The 16,406-nt window shown below is 58.3% G+C and carries 13 protein-coding genes and 1 pseudogene; 8 read left to right on the top strand and 6 right to left on the bottom strand.

Going from position 1 to position 16,406, the window contains the following annotated elements; genetic code table 11:
* The first annotated feature begins 116 nt into the window (after window positions 1-116).
* A complete protein-coding gene (locus ACQZ45_RS21920; protein ID WP_025595176.1) occupies window positions 117-2,402 on the top strand; it encodes an FdhF/YdeP family oxidoreductase in 2,286 nt (761 codons plus the stop codon).
* Window positions 2,403-2,621: 219 nt separating this feature from the next.
* Window positions 2,622-3,203: a TetR/AcrR family transcriptional regulator gene (locus tag ACQZ45_RS21915; protein ID WP_025595177.1), complete on the top strand. Its 582-nt coding sequence runs from the start codon at window positions 2,622-2,624 to the stop codon at window positions 3,201-3,203.
* A 40-nt stretch (window positions 3,204-3,243) separates the two neighbouring features.
* Here the strand turns inward: ACQZ45_RS21915 and ACQZ45_RS21910 are convergent, their stop codons facing one another.
* The 4 genes from ACQZ45_RS21910 to ACQZ45_RS21895 all read right to left on the bottom strand — a co-directional run bounded on the left by ACQZ45_RS21910 (window position 3,244) and on the right by ACQZ45_RS21895 (window position 7,370).
* A complete protein-coding gene (locus ACQZ45_RS21910; RefSeq protein WP_013762153.1) occupies window positions 3,244-4,248 on the bottom strand; it encodes an NADP-dependent oxidoreductase in 1,005 nt (334 codons plus the stop codon).
* Window positions 4,249-4,359: 111 nt separating this feature from the next.
* The gene (locus ACQZ45_RS21905; protein ID WP_111788694.1) at window positions 4,360-5,184 is read right to left on the bottom strand and encodes an oxidoreductase; all 825 of its coding nucleotides are present in this window, start codon (window positions 5,182-5,184) and stop codon (window positions 4,360-4,362) included.
* Between the two features lie 254 nt (window positions 5,185-5,438).
* Window positions 5,439-6,533 carry an alkene reductase gene (locus tag ACQZ45_RS21900; protein WP_013762151.1) on the bottom strand — a complete coding sequence of 365 codons (1,095 nt, stop codon included), beginning with the start codon at window positions 6,531-6,533 and terminating at the stop codon, window positions 5,439-5,441.
* A 48-nt stretch (window positions 6,534-6,581) separates the two neighbouring features.
* A complete protein-coding gene (locus tag ACQZ45_RS21895) occupies window positions 6,582-7,370 on the bottom strand; it encodes an SDR family NAD(P)-dependent oxidoreductase (RefSeq protein ID WP_448742549.1) in 789 nt (262 codons plus the stop codon).
* Between the two features lie 112 nt (window positions 7,371-7,482).
* Between ACQZ45_RS21895 and ACQZ45_RS21890 the strand changes: the two genes are divergently transcribed.
* Together ACQZ45_RS21890 and ACQZ45_RS21885 are read left to right on the top strand one after the other, a co-directional pair.
* On the top strand, window positions 7,483-8,031 hold the full coding sequence (locus ACQZ45_RS21890; RefSeq protein ID WP_013762149.1) for a TetR/AcrR family transcriptional regulator: 549 nt from the start codon (window positions 7,483-7,485) through the stop codon (window positions 8,029-8,031).
* 217 nt (window positions 8,032-8,248) lie between these two features.
* Window positions 8,249-8,379 (top strand): annotated as a pseudogene (locus tag ACQZ45_RS21885) (flavin reductase family protein); the annotation flags it as partial.
* Between the two features lie 23 nt (window positions 8,380-8,402).
* Here ACQZ45_RS21885 and ACQZ45_RS21880 read toward each other — a convergent pair.
* Both ACQZ45_RS21880 and ACQZ45_RS21875 read right to left on the bottom strand, forming a co-directional pair.
* Window positions 8,403-11,513 carry an efflux RND transporter permease subunit gene (locus ACQZ45_RS21880; protein ID WP_013762148.1) on the bottom strand — a complete coding sequence of 1,037 codons (3,111 nt, stop codon included), beginning with the start codon at window positions 11,511-11,513 and terminating at the stop codon, window positions 8,403-8,405.
* Complete coding sequence (locus tag ACQZ45_RS21875; protein WP_013762147.1) at window positions 11,513-12,625, bottom strand: efflux RND transporter periplasmic adaptor subunit; 1,113 nt, start codon at window positions 12,623-12,625, stop codon at window positions 11,513-11,515. The genes ACQZ45_RS21880 and ACQZ45_RS21875 overlap by 1 nt, the downstream gene beginning before the upstream one ends.
* 98 nt (window positions 12,626-12,723) lie before the next feature.
* On the opposite strand from ACQZ45_RS21875, the gene ACQZ45_RS21870 reads away from it, so the two are divergent.
* The 4 genes from ACQZ45_RS21870 to ACQZ45_RS21855 all read left to right on the top strand — a co-directional run bounded on the left by ACQZ45_RS21870 (window position 12,724) and on the right by ACQZ45_RS21855 (window position 16,152).
* Window positions 12,724-13,311, top strand: a complete 588-nt coding sequence (locus ACQZ45_RS21870) for a TetR/AcrR family transcriptional regulator (protein ID WP_013762146.1) — start codon at window positions 12,724-12,726, stop codon at window positions 13,309-13,311.
* Between the two features lie 173 nt (window positions 13,312-13,484).
* Window positions 13,485-14,768, top strand: coding sequence for a beta-ketoacyl-ACP synthase II (fabF, locus tag ACQZ45_RS21865; RefSeq protein ID WP_025595181.1), 1,284 nt, complete (start codon window positions 13,485-13,487; stop codon window positions 14,766-14,768).
* A gap of 57 nt (window positions 14,769-14,825) precedes the next feature.
* On the top strand, window positions 14,826-15,830 hold the full coding sequence (ftsZ, locus tag ACQZ45_RS21860) for a cell division protein FtsZ (RefSeq protein ID WP_448742548.1): 1,005 nt from the start codon (window positions 14,826-14,828) through the stop codon (window positions 15,828-15,830).
* 103 nt (window positions 15,831-15,933) lie between these two features.
* On the top strand, window positions 15,934-16,152 hold the full coding sequence (locus tag ACQZ45_RS21855) for a hypothetical protein (protein WP_236742561.1): 219 nt from the start codon (window positions 15,934-15,936) through the stop codon (window positions 16,150-16,152).
* Window positions 16,153-16,406: the final 254 nt, after the last annotated feature.

The following is a 16,406-nucleotide window of genomic DNA, read 5'->3' as shown; positions in this document are numbered from 1 at the left end:
CTCAATCTCGTTGGCCGCACATTCGATAGACGTCTACCTGGACCTATACATCGGTCTAGGTTCGTACTGATGCGTTCGATGCTAGATTTATTGAAACACGCTGAAGGGAGACTGTGATGAGCGAGAAGCGGCCGGATGGGATAGAGCATTATACAGCGCCAGCAGGTGGCTGGGGCGCACTAAAAGCCGTTGCCAAAACCCTTGCTCACCAGCAGATCATCGCCGAGGGCGCGGCGACATTGTTAAAGGCAAACCAGCCCGAAGGCTTCGATTGTCCTGGCTGCGCCTGGCCCGATCCGAAGCACACAAGTTCATTTGAGTTCTGCGAGAACGGAGCAAAGGCGATCACCTGGGAATCGACGGCCAAGCGGGTTGGCCCCGATTTCTTTGCCGCTCATTCGGTGACGGATCTCTGGCAATGGACCGACCACAATCTTGAAGATCAGGGGCGCCTGACGCATCCGCTGATCTATGATCATGCCAGTGACCGCTACGTGCCGATCGAATGGGATGCCGCATTCGCGCGTATTGCCTCGGAGTTGAACGCCCTTCCCAGCCCTCATATGGCCGAGTTCTACACGTCCGGTCGTGCCTCCAACGAAGCGGCGTTTCTCTTTCAGCTCTTCGTTCGCGCCTATGGCACCAACAATTTCCCCGACTGTTCCAATATGTGCCACGAAGCCACCAGCGTCGGTCTGCCCCTGTCGATCGGTGTCGGCAAGGGCACTGTAACGCTGGAGGATTTCGATCATGCCGACGCGATCTTTTCGTTCGGGCACAATCCCGGCACCAACCATCCGCGCATGATGACGACATTACATGAGGCCTCCCGCAGGGGTGTGCCGATCGTCGTCTTCAATCCACTCAAGGAGCGGGCGCTGGAGCGGTTTGCAGCCCCGCAGGATCCGATCGAAATGGCGACGATGTCATCCACGCCGATCGCATCTGCCTATCATCAGGTTCGTACCGGCGGCGATCTTGCCGCACTCAAGGGTATGATGAAGCGCATCTTCGAGCGGGACGCGGCCGATATCGAAGCTGGCGGGCCCGGCGTCATCGACCGCGATTTCATCGCAGCGCATACGATTGGCCTCGAAGCCCTGCAAGCCGATATCGACCAGACGCAATGGCCGGAGATTATCGAGAAATCCGGCCTGTCACTGGAAGCGCTCGATAGCGCCGTGGATGTCTACCTCAAGGCGAAAAACGTCATTCTCTGTTATGGCATGGGCATCACACAGCATGCCCACGGCACGGCCAATGTGCAGCAACTCGCCAATTTCCTGATGCTGCGCGGCAATATAGGCCGGCCAGGCGCCGGTATCTGTCCCCTGCGCGGCCATTCCAACGTTCAGGGCGACCGGACCGTCGGCATCACTGAAATTCCCAATGAGGCTCTTCTTGCTGGCATGGAAAAAGCCTTCGGTTTCCGCCCGTCTGGTGAAAAGGGCCATAATGCCGTGGAGGCGATCGAGGCCATCATTGAGGGCAGGTCGAAAGCGTTGGTGTGTCTTGGTGGCAATCTTGCTGTCGCCATGTCCGATCCTGAAGCGACGTTCGCGGGCATGCGGAAACTCGATCTGGCCGTTCATCTTGCGACAAAGCTCAATCGCTCGCATCTGCTGCTGGCAAAGACATCGATCCTCCTGCCGGTTCTGGGCCGAACGGATCTGGATATTCAGGCGACAGGGCGCCAATCCGTCACGGTAGAGGATTCCATGTCGATGGTGCACGCGTCGCGCGGTTTCCTCAAACCACCAAGCGATGAGTTACGCTCGGAACCCTGGATCGTTGCCGGCATGGCCAAGGCGACGCTTGGTAATCGACACGACATCGACTGGGACGGGATGGCCGGCGACTATGAGCAGATCCGCGACAAGATCGAAATCGTATTTCCCGATTTTCATGATTTCAATACGCGCGTGAAAACGCCCGGAGGCTTCCGGCTCACGGTCGCGGCTTCTGATCGTGTGTGGAATACGCCGTCCGGCAAGGCCGAATTTCTCGTCGCACCGGGCCTTGATGAGGACACACGCTTGCACGACCCCGAAGCCCTTGTGCTGACCACCTTGCGCAGTCATGACCAGTACAACACCACCATATACAGCCTCGACGACCGCTACCGTGGTGTCTACGGCCGCCGCGACGTCATCTTCATGAACCAGCGGGACCTTGAGACGCGGGGACTAAGAGACGGAGACCTCATCGATGTCGAAGCAATTTGCGGGAGTGGCGCCAAAACCGCTACCGGATTTACCGCCGTTGCCTACAATATTCCGCCCGGCTCGGTAGCAGGTTATTACCCCGAAATGAACCAGGTCATTGCGCTCGCAGACTACGACAGGAAATCCGGGACCCCAGCATATAAGGGCGTTCCAGTGAGGATACGCCGATCCACGTAGCCGAGTTTGATTTTACCAAACAATCCGGGCCAGCTTCCCAGAAACAGAAGCTTCGTTGCAGCCAGCGACAAGATATCGGCGGCGAAGGACGGAAAATTAGGTAGCCGATACGACGTGTTCCTTGTGTTGAGCGCATTATTAATGATAAGCGTCAGCAATACTCTCAATCCATGATGATATCCAACATCATGGAGACGGCGCCGTCGAAAGGGTTCGGACATGCGGATCACCAAGGAAAAGAAGCAGGAAAATCATGACCGGATTGTTGCGATTGCATCCGGGATGTTTCGCGAACGAGGGTTCGATGGCGTTGGCGTGGCTGACCTGATGGAGGGTGCGGGCCTGACCCATGGTGGATTTTACAACCACTTCGTCTCGAAGGAGGCGCTCATAGCAGAAGCCTCCGCCAAAGGGCTTTCCGAAACGTTGGCACGCTATGCCGGGTATGATTTGGGCGAGATGATCGACGCCTACATCTCGCGCACGCATCGTGATGCGCGTGGCCAAGGCTGCACGGCCGCCGCACTGAGCGGGGAAGCAGCGCGGCTGCCAAACGAAACCAGAGCTGTTTTCGGCGAAGGCATCGAGCGCCTTGTTGATGCGCTGGAGAGCAATCTTGCGGCGAACCAGCCCGCTGGCTCAAATGCCCGCACGCAAGCCATCAGCATTATGGCGCAAGCTGTCGGGGCCATCGTGCTATCGCGGGCCTGCCCGGACGCATCGGCCCTGGCGGATGAAATTCTCGATATTTGCCGCGCCGATTGCCGGGCCTCTGTCGAAAATGGCGGGCGGGAGCAATAGGGCCGCAGCCATGCGACCCCATCTCCTGCAAAATACGAACTCAGTCTGCGACCTTCACAACGACCTTGCCCCTGGCGCGCCCGGTCTCGACATGGGCCAAGGCCTCCGCCGTCTGAGCAAAGGGAAATACCTTGTCCACGACCGGACGGATCACGCCGGCGTCGATCAGCTTGGCGATCTGGGCAAGTTGTTGCCCTTCCGCGCGCATAAACAGGAAGGAATACAAGACGCCCCGGCTTTTCGCCTTCTTCAGCACGCCCCGGCTCAGCATCCGTACCACCAAGCGCAGGAACATGTTCAGCCCCAGAGATCTGGCAAAGGGAACATCCGGCGGCCCCGAGATCGATATCAACCGACCACCCGGTTTCAGAACATTCAGCGACTTGGCCAGCGTCTTGGCATCCTGACTGTTCAGCACCAGATCATAACCGGATAGCACCTGTTCGAAATCCTGCGTCCTGTAGTCGATCACCACATCGGCGCCGAGGCTTTTGACCAGGTCAATATTCGCGGCACTGGTCGTGGTGGCCACCGTGGCGCCGAGATGCTTGGCAAGCTGGATGGCAAAGGTCCCAACCCCACCGGAACCAGCCTGAATGAACACTTTCTGGCCGGGCTTGACCTTGCCGACCTCCACCAGCGCCTGCCAGGCGGTCAGTCCAACCAGCGGTATCGATGCGGCCTGCTCCATCGAAAGGCTTGCGGGCTTCAGCGCTACATCGGCGGCGTCAATTGCGATGAACTCTGCAAAGGTACCGGCCCGGTGATCCCTCGGACGGGCGTAAACCTCGTCCCCAGCCTTGAATTGCCGCACATTCGCGCCCACGCTTACAACCGTTCCGGCTAGATCGTGACCCAGAATAAAGGGCGGGCGATAGGGCAGGAACAGCTTGAACTCGCCGTCCCTCACCTTGGAATCCAGAAGGTTGATCGCCGTGGCCTGAATGCGAACCAGAACATCATTCGCGCCCATCCGGGGTTCGGGCATGTCTGCCAGACGCAAGGCGCCCTTCTTTTTGTATTTGTCGACGACGAAGGCTTTCACGGACGTTCTCCAGTGTAAAAATATTATCGGCTCAGATGGCTAAAAAAGCCAAGGCTTTCAGCGCGAACTGAGCATGTTGTTGGAAGGCCCTGCCGTGGCCGTCATTCTCGCTCACGCGATGTTGAATTGCTTGCGCAAGGTTCGATCAAACAGCGCGCGCGGCAGGAAACGCCGGGCAAACGAGGTCTGCCGGGCCGCCTTGCCGGAGGGGTAGCGCAACCGCGGCGCCTTGTCCTGCGCCGCCATCAGGATGGTGGCCGCAACATCATCCGCCGTGTCGCCGGTCGCCATGGCCAAGTCAAACGCCGTGCGGTATCTGGCCAGTGTCTGGCCATAGGCTGCAACCGGACGGTCGCCTTGCGGAGAATTGGCCTCGATCGAGGTTTTCGTTGCCCAAGGCTCGATCACGGCGACACGGATGCCGAACTGGCGAACCTCATGGTCCAGCGATTCCGAATAGCCCTCAATGGCGTGCTTGCTGGCCGAGTAATAGGCTCCAAAAGGACCGGGTATTAAGCCCAGGACAGAGCCGATGTTCAATATCCTGCCATAGCCCTGTTGGCGCATCATCGGCAACACGGCATTGGTCACCCGAACGACACCCAGAAAATTGGTTTCGAACAGCGAACGAACCTGATCCACCGAGCTTTCTTCGGCCGCCCCGGACAGGGCGTAACCGGCATTGTTGACCAGAAGGTCGATACGGCCAAGTTCCTGATGCGCCAGCGCCACGGCATCCGCGACAGACAAATCGGAAGTCACGTCACAAGCAATCATCCGAATGCCATCACGTATCTCGCCAGGTGCGGCCTTACGACTCGTGCCAATCACCCGGTAGCCTGCCCGGGCCAGAGCCGTGGCGGCCGCCTTGCCAATCCCACTGGAAGCCCCGGTCACAAAGGCGGTCTTCTGTCTTTTAGTAGCAAACGTCGCCATAGCGTCTTTCTCTCTTTTCGGTATCACCATGGATTGCCGCCAAGGCATATGGTTTTACGACACTAATTTAATGATGATTATCATCATCATTGATGATTTTTAATGATATATATCATCATTAAAGTCAAGCGTGACTTTCATGTGGTGAGGGAAAGGGTAACCCTTCAGTGTCGGGACCCGGCACCAATCCGCAAAGGATCAGGCACAGCAAACTGATTTGATGGGGCCGCATCAGCGAGCGGCCCCAAAAGCAGTCAACGCCCGGCAGTTGCCGCCAAAGAGGGGTAATCGATATAACCCGCGGCACCGCCACCATAGAGCGTAGCCGGGTTTATCTCTGCCAACGGCGCATCGCTTTTCAATCGTTCAACCAAATCAGGATTGGCAATGAACGGCCGGCCGAAGGCGATCAGATCCGCCCGACCCTCGGCAAGATGCGAACTCGCCAGCTCGAAGTCATAGCCGTTGTTGGCGATATAGGTCTTGCTGAAGCGACGGCGCAATGATCCGAAGTCGAATGGCGCGATATCGCGCGGCCCACCTGTGGCACCCTCGACGACATGAATGTACACGATGCCAAGGGCTTCGAGCTGATCGACGATGTAATCGAACTGCGCCTGCGGATCAGTACTCGAAATGCCATTGGCGGGCGAGACCGGCGAGATGCGGATGCCGGTGCGTGCAGCGCCGATTTCCTGGACAACCGCGGCCGTGACTTCCAGCATGAGGCGCGCACGGTTTTCGACAGAGCCGCCATAGGCGTCTGTGCGAACATTGGCACCGTCCTTGGCGAACTGATCAAGCAGATAGCCGTTGGCCCCGTGGATCTCGACACCATCGAAACCAGCCTTGATGGCGTTGGCTGCTGCCTGACGGAAATCGTTGACGATCCCAGGAAGCTCTTCCAGTTCAAGGGCACGGGGTTGCGAAACATCCACGAAGGCATTGTTGACGAACGTCTTTGTCTCGGCGCGGATGGCTGAAGGGGCGACCGGCGCTGCGCCGTTCGGCTGGAGATCAACATGGCTGATGCGACCGACGTGCCAGAGCTGGAGGAATATATGGCCACCCTTCTCGTGCACCGCACTGGTGACCTTGCGCCAGCCTTCGATCTGCGCCTGGGTATAGATACCGGGCGTATCCTGGTATCCCTGCCCCTGCTGTGATATTTGCGTGGCTTCGGAAATGATGAGCCCGGCCGAAGCACGCTGGCCGTAATATTCAGCCGTCAGGTCACCTGCGACAAAGCCCGAACCGGCGCGATTGCGCGTCAGGGGCGCCATGACGATCCGGTTGGAAAGCGTCAAGGAGCCGAGCGTATAGGGTTCGAAAAGCGTCTTTTTAGTCATGATTTGCCTATGTGTTGCCGCCGCAGCGGTATGGGTTGCGCGGTCTGCTCAAGCGACGGTGCGGTACCGTTCGGCTGGCAGCGCATTGCCGAAGTTGGCCAGCATGGTCTTGCGCGCAGCTTCAAAGGCTTCCCACTGACCGGCATCGGGAAGCGGCGGGATGGTCACCGGCTCGCGACGGTCGAAGCCGACCAGAGCCGCATCCACAAGATCGCCCACCTCCATGACGTTGTTCAGGGCGTTGACGTCGGCGCCGACATGGTCCCAGATTTCGGTTCGTGTCGTGGCGGGAAGAACAGCCTGAACGTAGACGCCCTTCGGTCCAAGCTCGAGGCTAAGCCCCTGAGACAGGAAGAGGACAAAGGCCTTGGTTGCGCCGTAGACCGTCATGCCGAACTCCGGCGCCAGACCAACCACGGAGCCGATGTTGACGATTGCACCCTCACCTTTCTTGACGAGTCGAGGGGCAATTGCGCTGGCAAGGCGAAGGAGTGCAGTCGAATTGAGTGCAACAAGCCGGGCCATGTCGTCGGTGCTCTGATCGATGAACGTTCCACCGATGGCCGTTCCGGCATTGTTGACGAGGATGCCGATGCTGTCATCGTCGCGCAGTCTCGTCTCTACTTTCGCAAGATCGGCGAGTTGCGTGAGATCCGCCTGGACGATGTCTATGGCCACGCCGGTTTCCTGTCGCAGACGGCTTGCAACGGCCTCCATTCGCGCCACGTCACGGGCGACCAGCACGAGATCGTGGCCGCGCCGCGCAAACCGATCGGCATAGGTTGCACCAATACCGGTGGAAGCGCCGGTGATGAGGACTGCAGGATTTGTGCTCATAGGATTGCTCTTTTCTGTGATGGAACCTATATTCATGACGATCATCATGATTGGATTTAAATATGATAGCCATCATGTAAATGTCAACGACCATGTTGGGAGAATTGTGAAAATGAAGGTCAGCCGAGAACAGATGGCGGAAAACCGTCGCCGGATTCTGGATGTCGCCAGCCGGCTGTTTCGCGACAAGGGGTTCGATGCCGTCAGCGTTGCGGAGGTGATGAAGGCAGCCGGTCTTACTCACGGCGGCTTTTATGGACATTTCAGTTCAAAAGACGATCTGGTCGCGGAGACCCTTGCCCATGCCCTTGCTTCAGATAGCGTCGGAGGAGGCAACTTCAGCGATTTCGTCAAATCCTATCTTGCGCCTCGCCATCGCGACAACGCTGCCGGTGGCTGCCCAACCGCCGGTCTCGCTGCAGCAATTCGCCACCAGACGCCGCCGGCGCGCTCCGCCATGACAGAAGGCCTTCGTGCGCAGATTAGCCGGATCGAAAAGGCACTCCCGCAACTGGACCCGGCAGATCGCCGGCGCACAGCGATAGGAAGCTGGGCGGCCATGGTTGGGGCGGTCATACTCGCCCGGGCAATCGACGATCTGGAACTATCGGACGAGATTCTGGAACAGACGCACGCATGGATCGATAACAGCATCAGTTAGTCCGCAAAAAACGACGACGCGTACCGGCATGACCCTCCCACGGAACCTTCATCCAAATGCGATTGGAGGCTCTGCGTTTTTCAACATTCCAGTTGGCGCGGTGTGGGCAATCGGTAGCAAAGCGAAGCTTTGATCTCCCGCGGCATTGGAGCCGGGCGCAGTGATGATCCCGGCATAGCCTGCCGGGGTCTGGTATCCGCGTGATGAGTCCGGCCGGAAGATCGGTCCGGATGTGGATGAGATGGAAACCCCCAGCCTTTCAACCGTGCCCGGCCAGATGGTGTGCGGCCCCGCATTGTTGCGGCTCCTGCTGCCCTTGAACGCCGCCGTCACACCACTCTTCAGGTTTGAGCCGGCACGCATGGACGCCCCTACTCTGCCGCGAGCGCCAGTGGCTGCCCTACGTGCTCGACCGTCTCCTTTTCGACATCTGGCTTGGGTGGCTTGATCCGGAACCAGACAGCATAGAGGGCCGGAAGGAAGAGCAGGATCATCACCGTGCCTGCTGCCGTTCCACCGATCAGGGTATAGGCCATCGACCCCCAAAATACTGAGTGGGTCAGAGGTATGAACGCCAGGATCGCCGCGAGAGCCGTCAGGATCACGGGTCGTGTCCGCTGCACTGTCGCTTCGATAACGGCATGATAATCATCGAGCCCTGCCGCCTTGTTCTCCTTGATTTGCTCTGTCAGGATAAGCGTGTTGCGCATCAGGATACCCGCCAGTCCGATCAAGCCGAGAATGGCGTTGAAGCCGAAAGGCTGATTGAACAGGAGCAGGGTCGGAACCACCCCGGCAAGACCAAGCGGCGCTGTCAGCATCACCATTGTCATTGTCGAGAGACTGCGAACCTGCAGAATGATGACGATCAGCATGGCAGCAATCATCACCGGGAAAACCTGAGCGAGTGCCGTATTCGCCTTGAGAGACTCCTCGATGTTGCCGCCCATCTCGATACGGTATCCAACGGGAAGCGACGCGATGAGTGGCTGCAGAGCTTTCATAACCTGCTGGGAAACCTCCGGAGGCTGCGTCGCCTCGTTGATATCAGACCTGATCGTGATGACAGGCGTGCGGTCGCGACGCTTCAGGATAGGTTCTTCAAACCGGATTTCGGAGTGCCCGAGTTGATCCAGCGGAACCTGACGGCCATCCCTGCTCATTAGAGAGAAATCGGCAAGACGTGACGGATCGAGGCGGTTTTCGCCAGCACTGCGAGCGACGACGGGCACGTTGCGGATATTGTCGCGCACCTGCGTAACGGGGATGCCGGAGAGCAGCATCTGCAATTGCTGGGCTGCCTCCGATGGAGAAAGACCAATCAGATTGAGCCGCTCCTGGTCGGGCACAAATCGCAGAACGGGTGTTCGGTTGCCCCAGTCACGGTTGGCTTGGCGAACATCGGGTATAGTCTTCATGATCGCCAGAGCCTGCTCAGAAATCCTGTAGAGTTCATCCTGATCGGGACCCATGATCCGGAACTCGACCGGGAACGGCGTGTAAGGACCAAACACAAGCTGGGTGACGCGGACGGACGCTTCAGGAACAAGACCCTCCGAAATAGCTGCACGAAGGCGATGCTTCAGTTCTTCACGTGCGTGGGCATCGGGTGTGAGCACGACGACCTTGGCGAAGGCAGGGTCAGGTAGTTCCGGTGCCATGGCAAAGAAGAACCGGGGTGCGCCCTGCCCTACGTAGGACGTGACGATATTGGTCTCAGGCTGAGTTTGCAGCCAGTCCTCGACTTTCTTCACCGCAGATGTCGTCGCCTCGATGCTCGTACCCTCGGGCATGCGCACCTCGACCAGCACCTCAGGCCGATCCGATGTCGGGAAAAACTGTTGTTTCACGCCGCCCATTCCAACGACCGAAACGGCCATGGAAATGCCGACCACGGCGCAGACCATGAACTTATGGCGGACAGCGAACTCGATGACGGAGCGCAGACGGCGGTAATTCGGCGTGTCATAGATGGCGTGATGACCGCCCTCGACCGGCTTGATGTTGGGCAACATCTTGACGCCGAGATAGGGCGTGAAGGTGACGGCGACGATCCAGGATACGATGAGCGCAAAGCCCACCACCCAGAAGATGTTGCCGGCATATTCGCCTGCGGTCGACTTGGCAAAACCCACGGGCATCAGTCCGATGATCGTGACCAGCGTGCCGGACAGCATCGGCGCTGCCGTATGGCTCCAGGCATAGGCGGCCGCCTTGATGCGGTCCATGCCCTCTTCCATCTTCACCACCATCACTTCGATGGCAATGATGGCATCGTCAACTAGAAGGCCAAGCGCGAGAATCAAAGCGCCAAGCGTGATGCGGTCGAAGAAGCGCCCGGTCTCCAGCATGATGAGAAAGACCACCGCAAGGGTGAGTGGCACAGCAAGTGCGACAACAATACCAACGCGCCAGCCAAGTGCCACCAGACTGACAAACAGAACCACGCCAAGCGCCATCGCGAACTTGAGCATGAACTCGCCGACGGCTTCATCGATGTTGACGGCCTGGTCGCTGACTTTGGTAAGCGTCATCCCCAGCGGCAATGTTTGCGCAATGGCGGCAGAGCGAGCCTCAAGCGCCTTGCCGAGATCAAGACCGTTCCATCCCGCCTGCATCACCGCACCCAGCATGATTGTCGGTTCACCCTCGTGGCGGATGATATAGGTGGCGGGATCCTGATAACCGCGTCGCACCTCTGCAAGATCGGAGAGCTTCAGGGTTCGTCCAGCAGCAACGATCGGCGTGTCGGCAATCGCCTGCACACTGTTGTAAGCTCCGTCGAAGCGGATAAAGACCTGTGGGCCTCGTGTGTCGATTGAACCCGCAGGCGTGACCGTGTTCTGTCGCTGCAACGCAGAAGCGATATCCTGCGCGGATATGCCGAGTGTCGCGAGCTTCGCATAGGAGAACTCGACGAAAATCTGCTCGGGGCGCTCGCCGACGATGTTGATTTTCTTGACGCCAGGCACGTGCAGGAGGTCCTGGCGGATGACTTCCGCTTGCCGAACGAGATCGCGCATCGGCATTCCCTTTGCCTTCAGGGCATAGAGGCCGAAACTCACGTCAGAATATTCGTCGTTGACGAATGGGCCCATGACGCCCGGGGGGAGATTGCGGGCTTCGTCGCCAAGCTTCTTGCGCGCCTGATAGAACTCTTCTGCAACCGCACTTGCCGGCGTGTTATCCTTGAGGGTGACGGTCAGGAAAGCGTAACCTGGCCTCGTTGTGGTCTCGACGCGGTCGTACCAGGTCAGTTCCTGAATACGTTTCTCAAGCGGCTCGGCGACGAGGTCCTGCATTTCTCGCGCTGTTGCACCCGGCCAGACTGACGTGACCGTCAATGTCTTGATGGTGAAGGACGGATCCTCGGCGCGCCCCAGCTTGACGAAAGCGTAGACGCCGGCTGCGGCCAGCAGCACGATAAAGAACAGGGTGATGGCGCGTTCGCGAACCGCGATGGCTGACAGGTTGAAGCGCATTAGTTTTTCACCTCTTGGCTCGAGGCAATCCTGACGGTCGCGCCATCGTCGAGAAGATGCGCGCCGAGGGCAACGACCTGCTCCCCGGTCCCGATCCCCGTGACAAATGCCGTCTCCTCGCCAATCTGCTGAACTTTAATCGGGGTGAACTTCACCTTTGACGTGGCGCCGTCGACGACCCAAACGCCTGTGCGATTACCGTCGTCCATAATGGCGCCGACGGGGACGGTGACCTCCGACTGGCGTTCGGCATCCGGTGTTCTGATTGTTACAGTAGCGCCAAGCGGTGCTGAGGCCGCATCACCCTCAAGAATGTAACGCGCTTCATAGGTTCTCGTTTGAGGATCAGCCGAATCGGAGATTTGTCGCAGTCTGGCGTTTCCACTAAGCCCGTCGCTTCCATAAACACTGGCCTGTGCTTCCGATCCCACCTTAGGTCGCAGTGTCTCAGGCAGCCAGACGACCGCCTCGCGAGGGCCCGCCTTTGCGAGTTGAACAACCGTCTGGCCGGCGGCGACCACTTGTCCCGGATCACCGAGAGTTTCAACGACCGTTCCATCCGAGTCAGCAACAAGAGTGGTGTAGGTTGCCGCGTTCTCGGCCACCTCCGCTTCGGCCTCGGCCGCCGCAAGCTGTGCCGTCGCTGTATCGAGAGCCGCCTTTGCCTGTTCATAACGCTGGGGCGTGGCCGCCAGGCCATTCTTGACCAGTGCCGCATAGCGCTTCTCATCGGCTTGCGCCTGAAGCAGAATAGCACGCGCTGATATGACCGAATTCCGCTTTGCTGTCAGTGCAAGCTGAAGATCGGTCTCATCAATGCGCATCAGCGGTTGGCCCTGTTTGACCTGCTGACCGACATCGACCAGCCGCTCCACGATTTTACCGGGAACGCGAAATCCGAGATTGCTTTGAACGCGCGATGCGACCGTCCCGGTGAATGACCGGTCGGCCCTGCCGGTCCTTTTCGCCTCCGCAATCCTTACCAGTGGTGAAGCCGTCCTTGGGTCTGCGGCCTCGGCTTCCCGTTTTGGGGTCTCAGAAACGAGGAAAAAGGCGGCGGCCCCAGCCGCTGCGACAAGACCCACGACAGTCAGGACATGTTTGCGTTTCATTGTAAGTTCTCTTCTTGACCAGCGGTGCAAATTATTTAGATTGCGATCTAAATCTATGTGCGATATAAATGTCAAACGAAATCTAACTGGAGGTCGATATGAGAGTGAGCCGGGCACAAGCCGAGGAAAATCGGGAGACGGTGATCAACGTTGCCAGCCGTCTGTTTCGCGAGCACGGATTCGATGGCATTGGCCTGAAAGATTTGATGAAGGGTGCAGGACTCACTCAAGGCGGGTTCTACAAGCAGTTTGCATCGAAGGACGATCTTGCAGCCCAGGCTTCAAGGCGCGCGATGGAAAGCGCTACACGCAGATGGTCTGAAGCGGCTGCGGACAGTTCCGATCCTCTCGAAGCAGTGATGGCGTTCTATCTGTCAAAGGACCACCGTGGAGAAAAGGCAGAAGGTTGCCCCCTGGTGGCACTGGGGTCGGACGCTACTCGGCAGAGTGACGAAGTCAGGCGTCCATTCGAGGATGGGATACGCGCTCACTTCGAGGTGCTCAATGAACTGCTTGATGACACCAGAAGCCCCAATCCCAGCGGCAAGGCGATGGCGATCCTGTCTCTCATGGTCGGCGCCGTTACCCTGTCGCGGATCATGGAAGACGAGAATACGTCTCAAGGAATCCTCGACGCAGCGGCGGAGGAAATCAGGCGCATCGCAGGCGCTGATCATGCGGCCTGAGGATCGCGCTCGGTAGCTAGGGAAAACAAAAGCCAAACGCAGTCGCCGCGTCGGGTTCGGGCGGATGCGATTTAGGCACTGAAGAAACTGCATATCCGGAGAACAGGCCCTGACCGCACCGTCGGTCGGGATGCCGAAGGCATGCCAATTTAAACGAAGAACAGGTGTAAAACATGCGTCGTATCGTTGTCACAGGAATGGGAGCTGTCAGTCCCCTTGGAGCGAATGTCGGTATCTCCTGGTCGCGCCTGCTCGCGGGTCGAAGTGGCATTCGACGGCTGGGTGACGACGTGGTGGCGGACCTTCCATCGAAAATCGGGGGCATTGTCCCCTCATTGATGGAAGATCCCGAGGGCGGCTTCGATCCCGACACCATTGTGGCTCCGAAGGACCAACGCAAGGTCGACCGTTTTATCATATTTGCACTGGCAGCCGCGGAAGAAGCGCTTGCACAAGCAAACTGGAAGCCGACCTCGAATGAGGAACGGCTGAGGACCGCGACGATTATCGCGTCCGGTATAGGCGGCTTTCCTGCGATAACCGAAGCGGTCCGCACCGTCGATCAACGCGGTGTCCGTCGCCTTTCGCCCTTCACCATACCGTCGTTTCTGGTCAATCTCGCAGCCGGGCATGTCTCAATCCGTCATGGCTTCAAAGGTCCTCTCGGTGCACCGGTAACCGCGTGCGCCGCCGGCGTTCAGGCAATTGGCGATGCTGCGAGGCTTATTCGGTCAAATGAAGCCGAAATTGCGATATGCGGCGGAACAGAAGCCTGCATGAACATCGTCAGCCTCGGGGGTTTTGCAGCCGCCAGATCTCTGTCGACTGCTTTCAACGAAACACCAGACAAGGCATCGCGCCCCTTCGACACATCACGCGATGGCTTCGTCATGGGCGAAGGAGCGGGCATGCTTGTCATTGAATCCCTGAGCCATGCGCTTGCTCGCGGCGCTACACCAATTGCCGAACTCGTCGGATACGGCACGACAGCCGACGCTCATCACATCACGTCAGGACCAGAAGACGGGAACGGTGCCAAAAGAGCCATGGAGATCGCCATTGCGCAGGCAGGCATTTCCCCCCGCGAAATAGGTCATCTGAATGCCCACGCCACCTCGACCCCGGTCGGAGACCTCGGCGAAATCAGGGCCATCAAAAGTATCTTTGGTTCCGAGAAGACTGTCGCTGTCAGCGGGACGAAGTCAGCAACAGGACACCTACTTGGCGCGGCTGGAGGATTGGAAGCAATCTTCACCATTCTAGCACTCCAGCATCAGATTGCGCCGCCAACTCTCAACCTGAATGCTCCGGATCCGGAAGCCGAAGGCATCGATTTTGTGGCGAACCACGCGCGCCAATTAGACGCTGAATTCGCAATATCCAATGGTTTCGGTTTTGGCGGTGTCAATGCGAGCGCAGTGTTCCGGCGGTGGCCGAAGGCAAACGGCGCTGGCTGAGGATCACCGTCGCGCCACCACACGCTGAAACTGTTTTCGCTTGGGACTTGAACGTCAATGAACCAAACCTTGGGCACGACACCGGACATACTGCACCTCAAACCGAGGATTGCCGTTATAGGCGTCGGCGGCGGTGGTGGTAATGCGGTCAACAACATGATGGCGCAGAAGCTGCAAGGGGTAGAATTCATTGCAGCAAACACCGATGCGCAAGCTCTCTCCATGTCTAAAGCCCCACGAGTTGTTCAACTCGGCCTGATCGCGACTGGCGGGCTTGGGGCCGGATCACTCGCCGAGATCGGACAAGCGGCGGCCGAAGAAACGATCGACGAAATCATGGACCATCTGACCGGGATGCATATGTGTTTCGTGACCGCGGGCATGGGGGGCGGCACTGGAACGGGCGCCGCGCCTGTTATAGCTCGAGCTGCGCGGAAGGCCGGAATACTGACGGTCGGCGTGGTAACCATGCCATTCGCATTTGAGGGCATACATCGAATGCGAATGGCCCAACACGGGGTAGAGTGTCTAGTCGAAAGCGCGGATGCCGTGATCGTGATCCCAAATCAGAACCTTTTCCGGGTGGCAGATGCCACAACGACGTTTGCTGAGGCTTTCGAAATGGCGGATCGGGTTCTTTATGCAGGCGTCAGCTCCGTCGTCGATCTGATTGTCAGGGAAGGGCTTATCAATCTCGATTTCGCCGACCTAAGGTCAGTGATGCGCGGTATGGGCCGAGCTGTGATGGGCACGGGAGAAGCGGCAGGCGAAGGCCGTGCAAGAGCTGCCGCCGAAGCAGCGATTGCTAATCCGCTTTTTGACGACACATCGGTCAAAGGTGCCAAAGGGCTCCTCGTCTCGATTTCCGGTGGACCGGACATGACGCTGTTCGATGTGGACGAAGCAGCCACGCGCGTGCGCGAAGAGGTCGACGCTAACGCCGATGTCGTGATCGGCGCGACGTTCGACGATGCGCTTGCGGGTCGACTGAAAGTGTCCGTTGTCGCGAGCGGATTGCGGCAACCGGCAGAGGTGACCTTTCTTGCGGAGCGCACGGGGTGAGCCTGCTCCTTTGCACCCTCGAGCGAGCATGTCCTTGAAGACTTGAGAGTGCCTGCGTGTCTGCTACCGCCCGGCCCAAGATAGGGCGACATAGAAAATTCCAGTGAAATCGATCGAGAGAAAACAGCACATGCTGAAGCACTTCTTAGAAAAATGGCGTCTGTGGGAAGAAGCATTTCTCGGTATCGATGATTTGCAGGGGGACTACCTCTTCTCCTTGGAAAATCGCGTGGCTCAGCTCGAGGCAGCTACGGAGGCGTTAGATAGAAAACGCCTGCCTGCGACCTTGCCCGAAGCTGCCGAAACAACGCCACGTCGGTGACGCGGAAACCCTGATCACAGAGTGAATGCCGCTCTGAGCGCTTGAAGTGCTTGTTCCGGCTCGTGTTTTACAAAGGCCTAGGTGCACGCTATCGAAGCCCCACGTGGCTATACCGCCAGCAAGTCATTTGCGGTATCCAAGGCCCTAAACGCAAGGTGCCCTCCGGGATGGGAGGGCTTTGTTGTTGATAGTCTTGAAGATATTGGTTGCGGGGGCAGGATTTGAACCTGCGGCCTTCAGGTTATGAGCCTGAC

It is taken from the genome of Agrobacterium sp. 16-2014-1-2a, from assembly GCF_053522705.1.
This window is presented reverse-complemented; position numbering and strand designations above follow the sequence as displayed.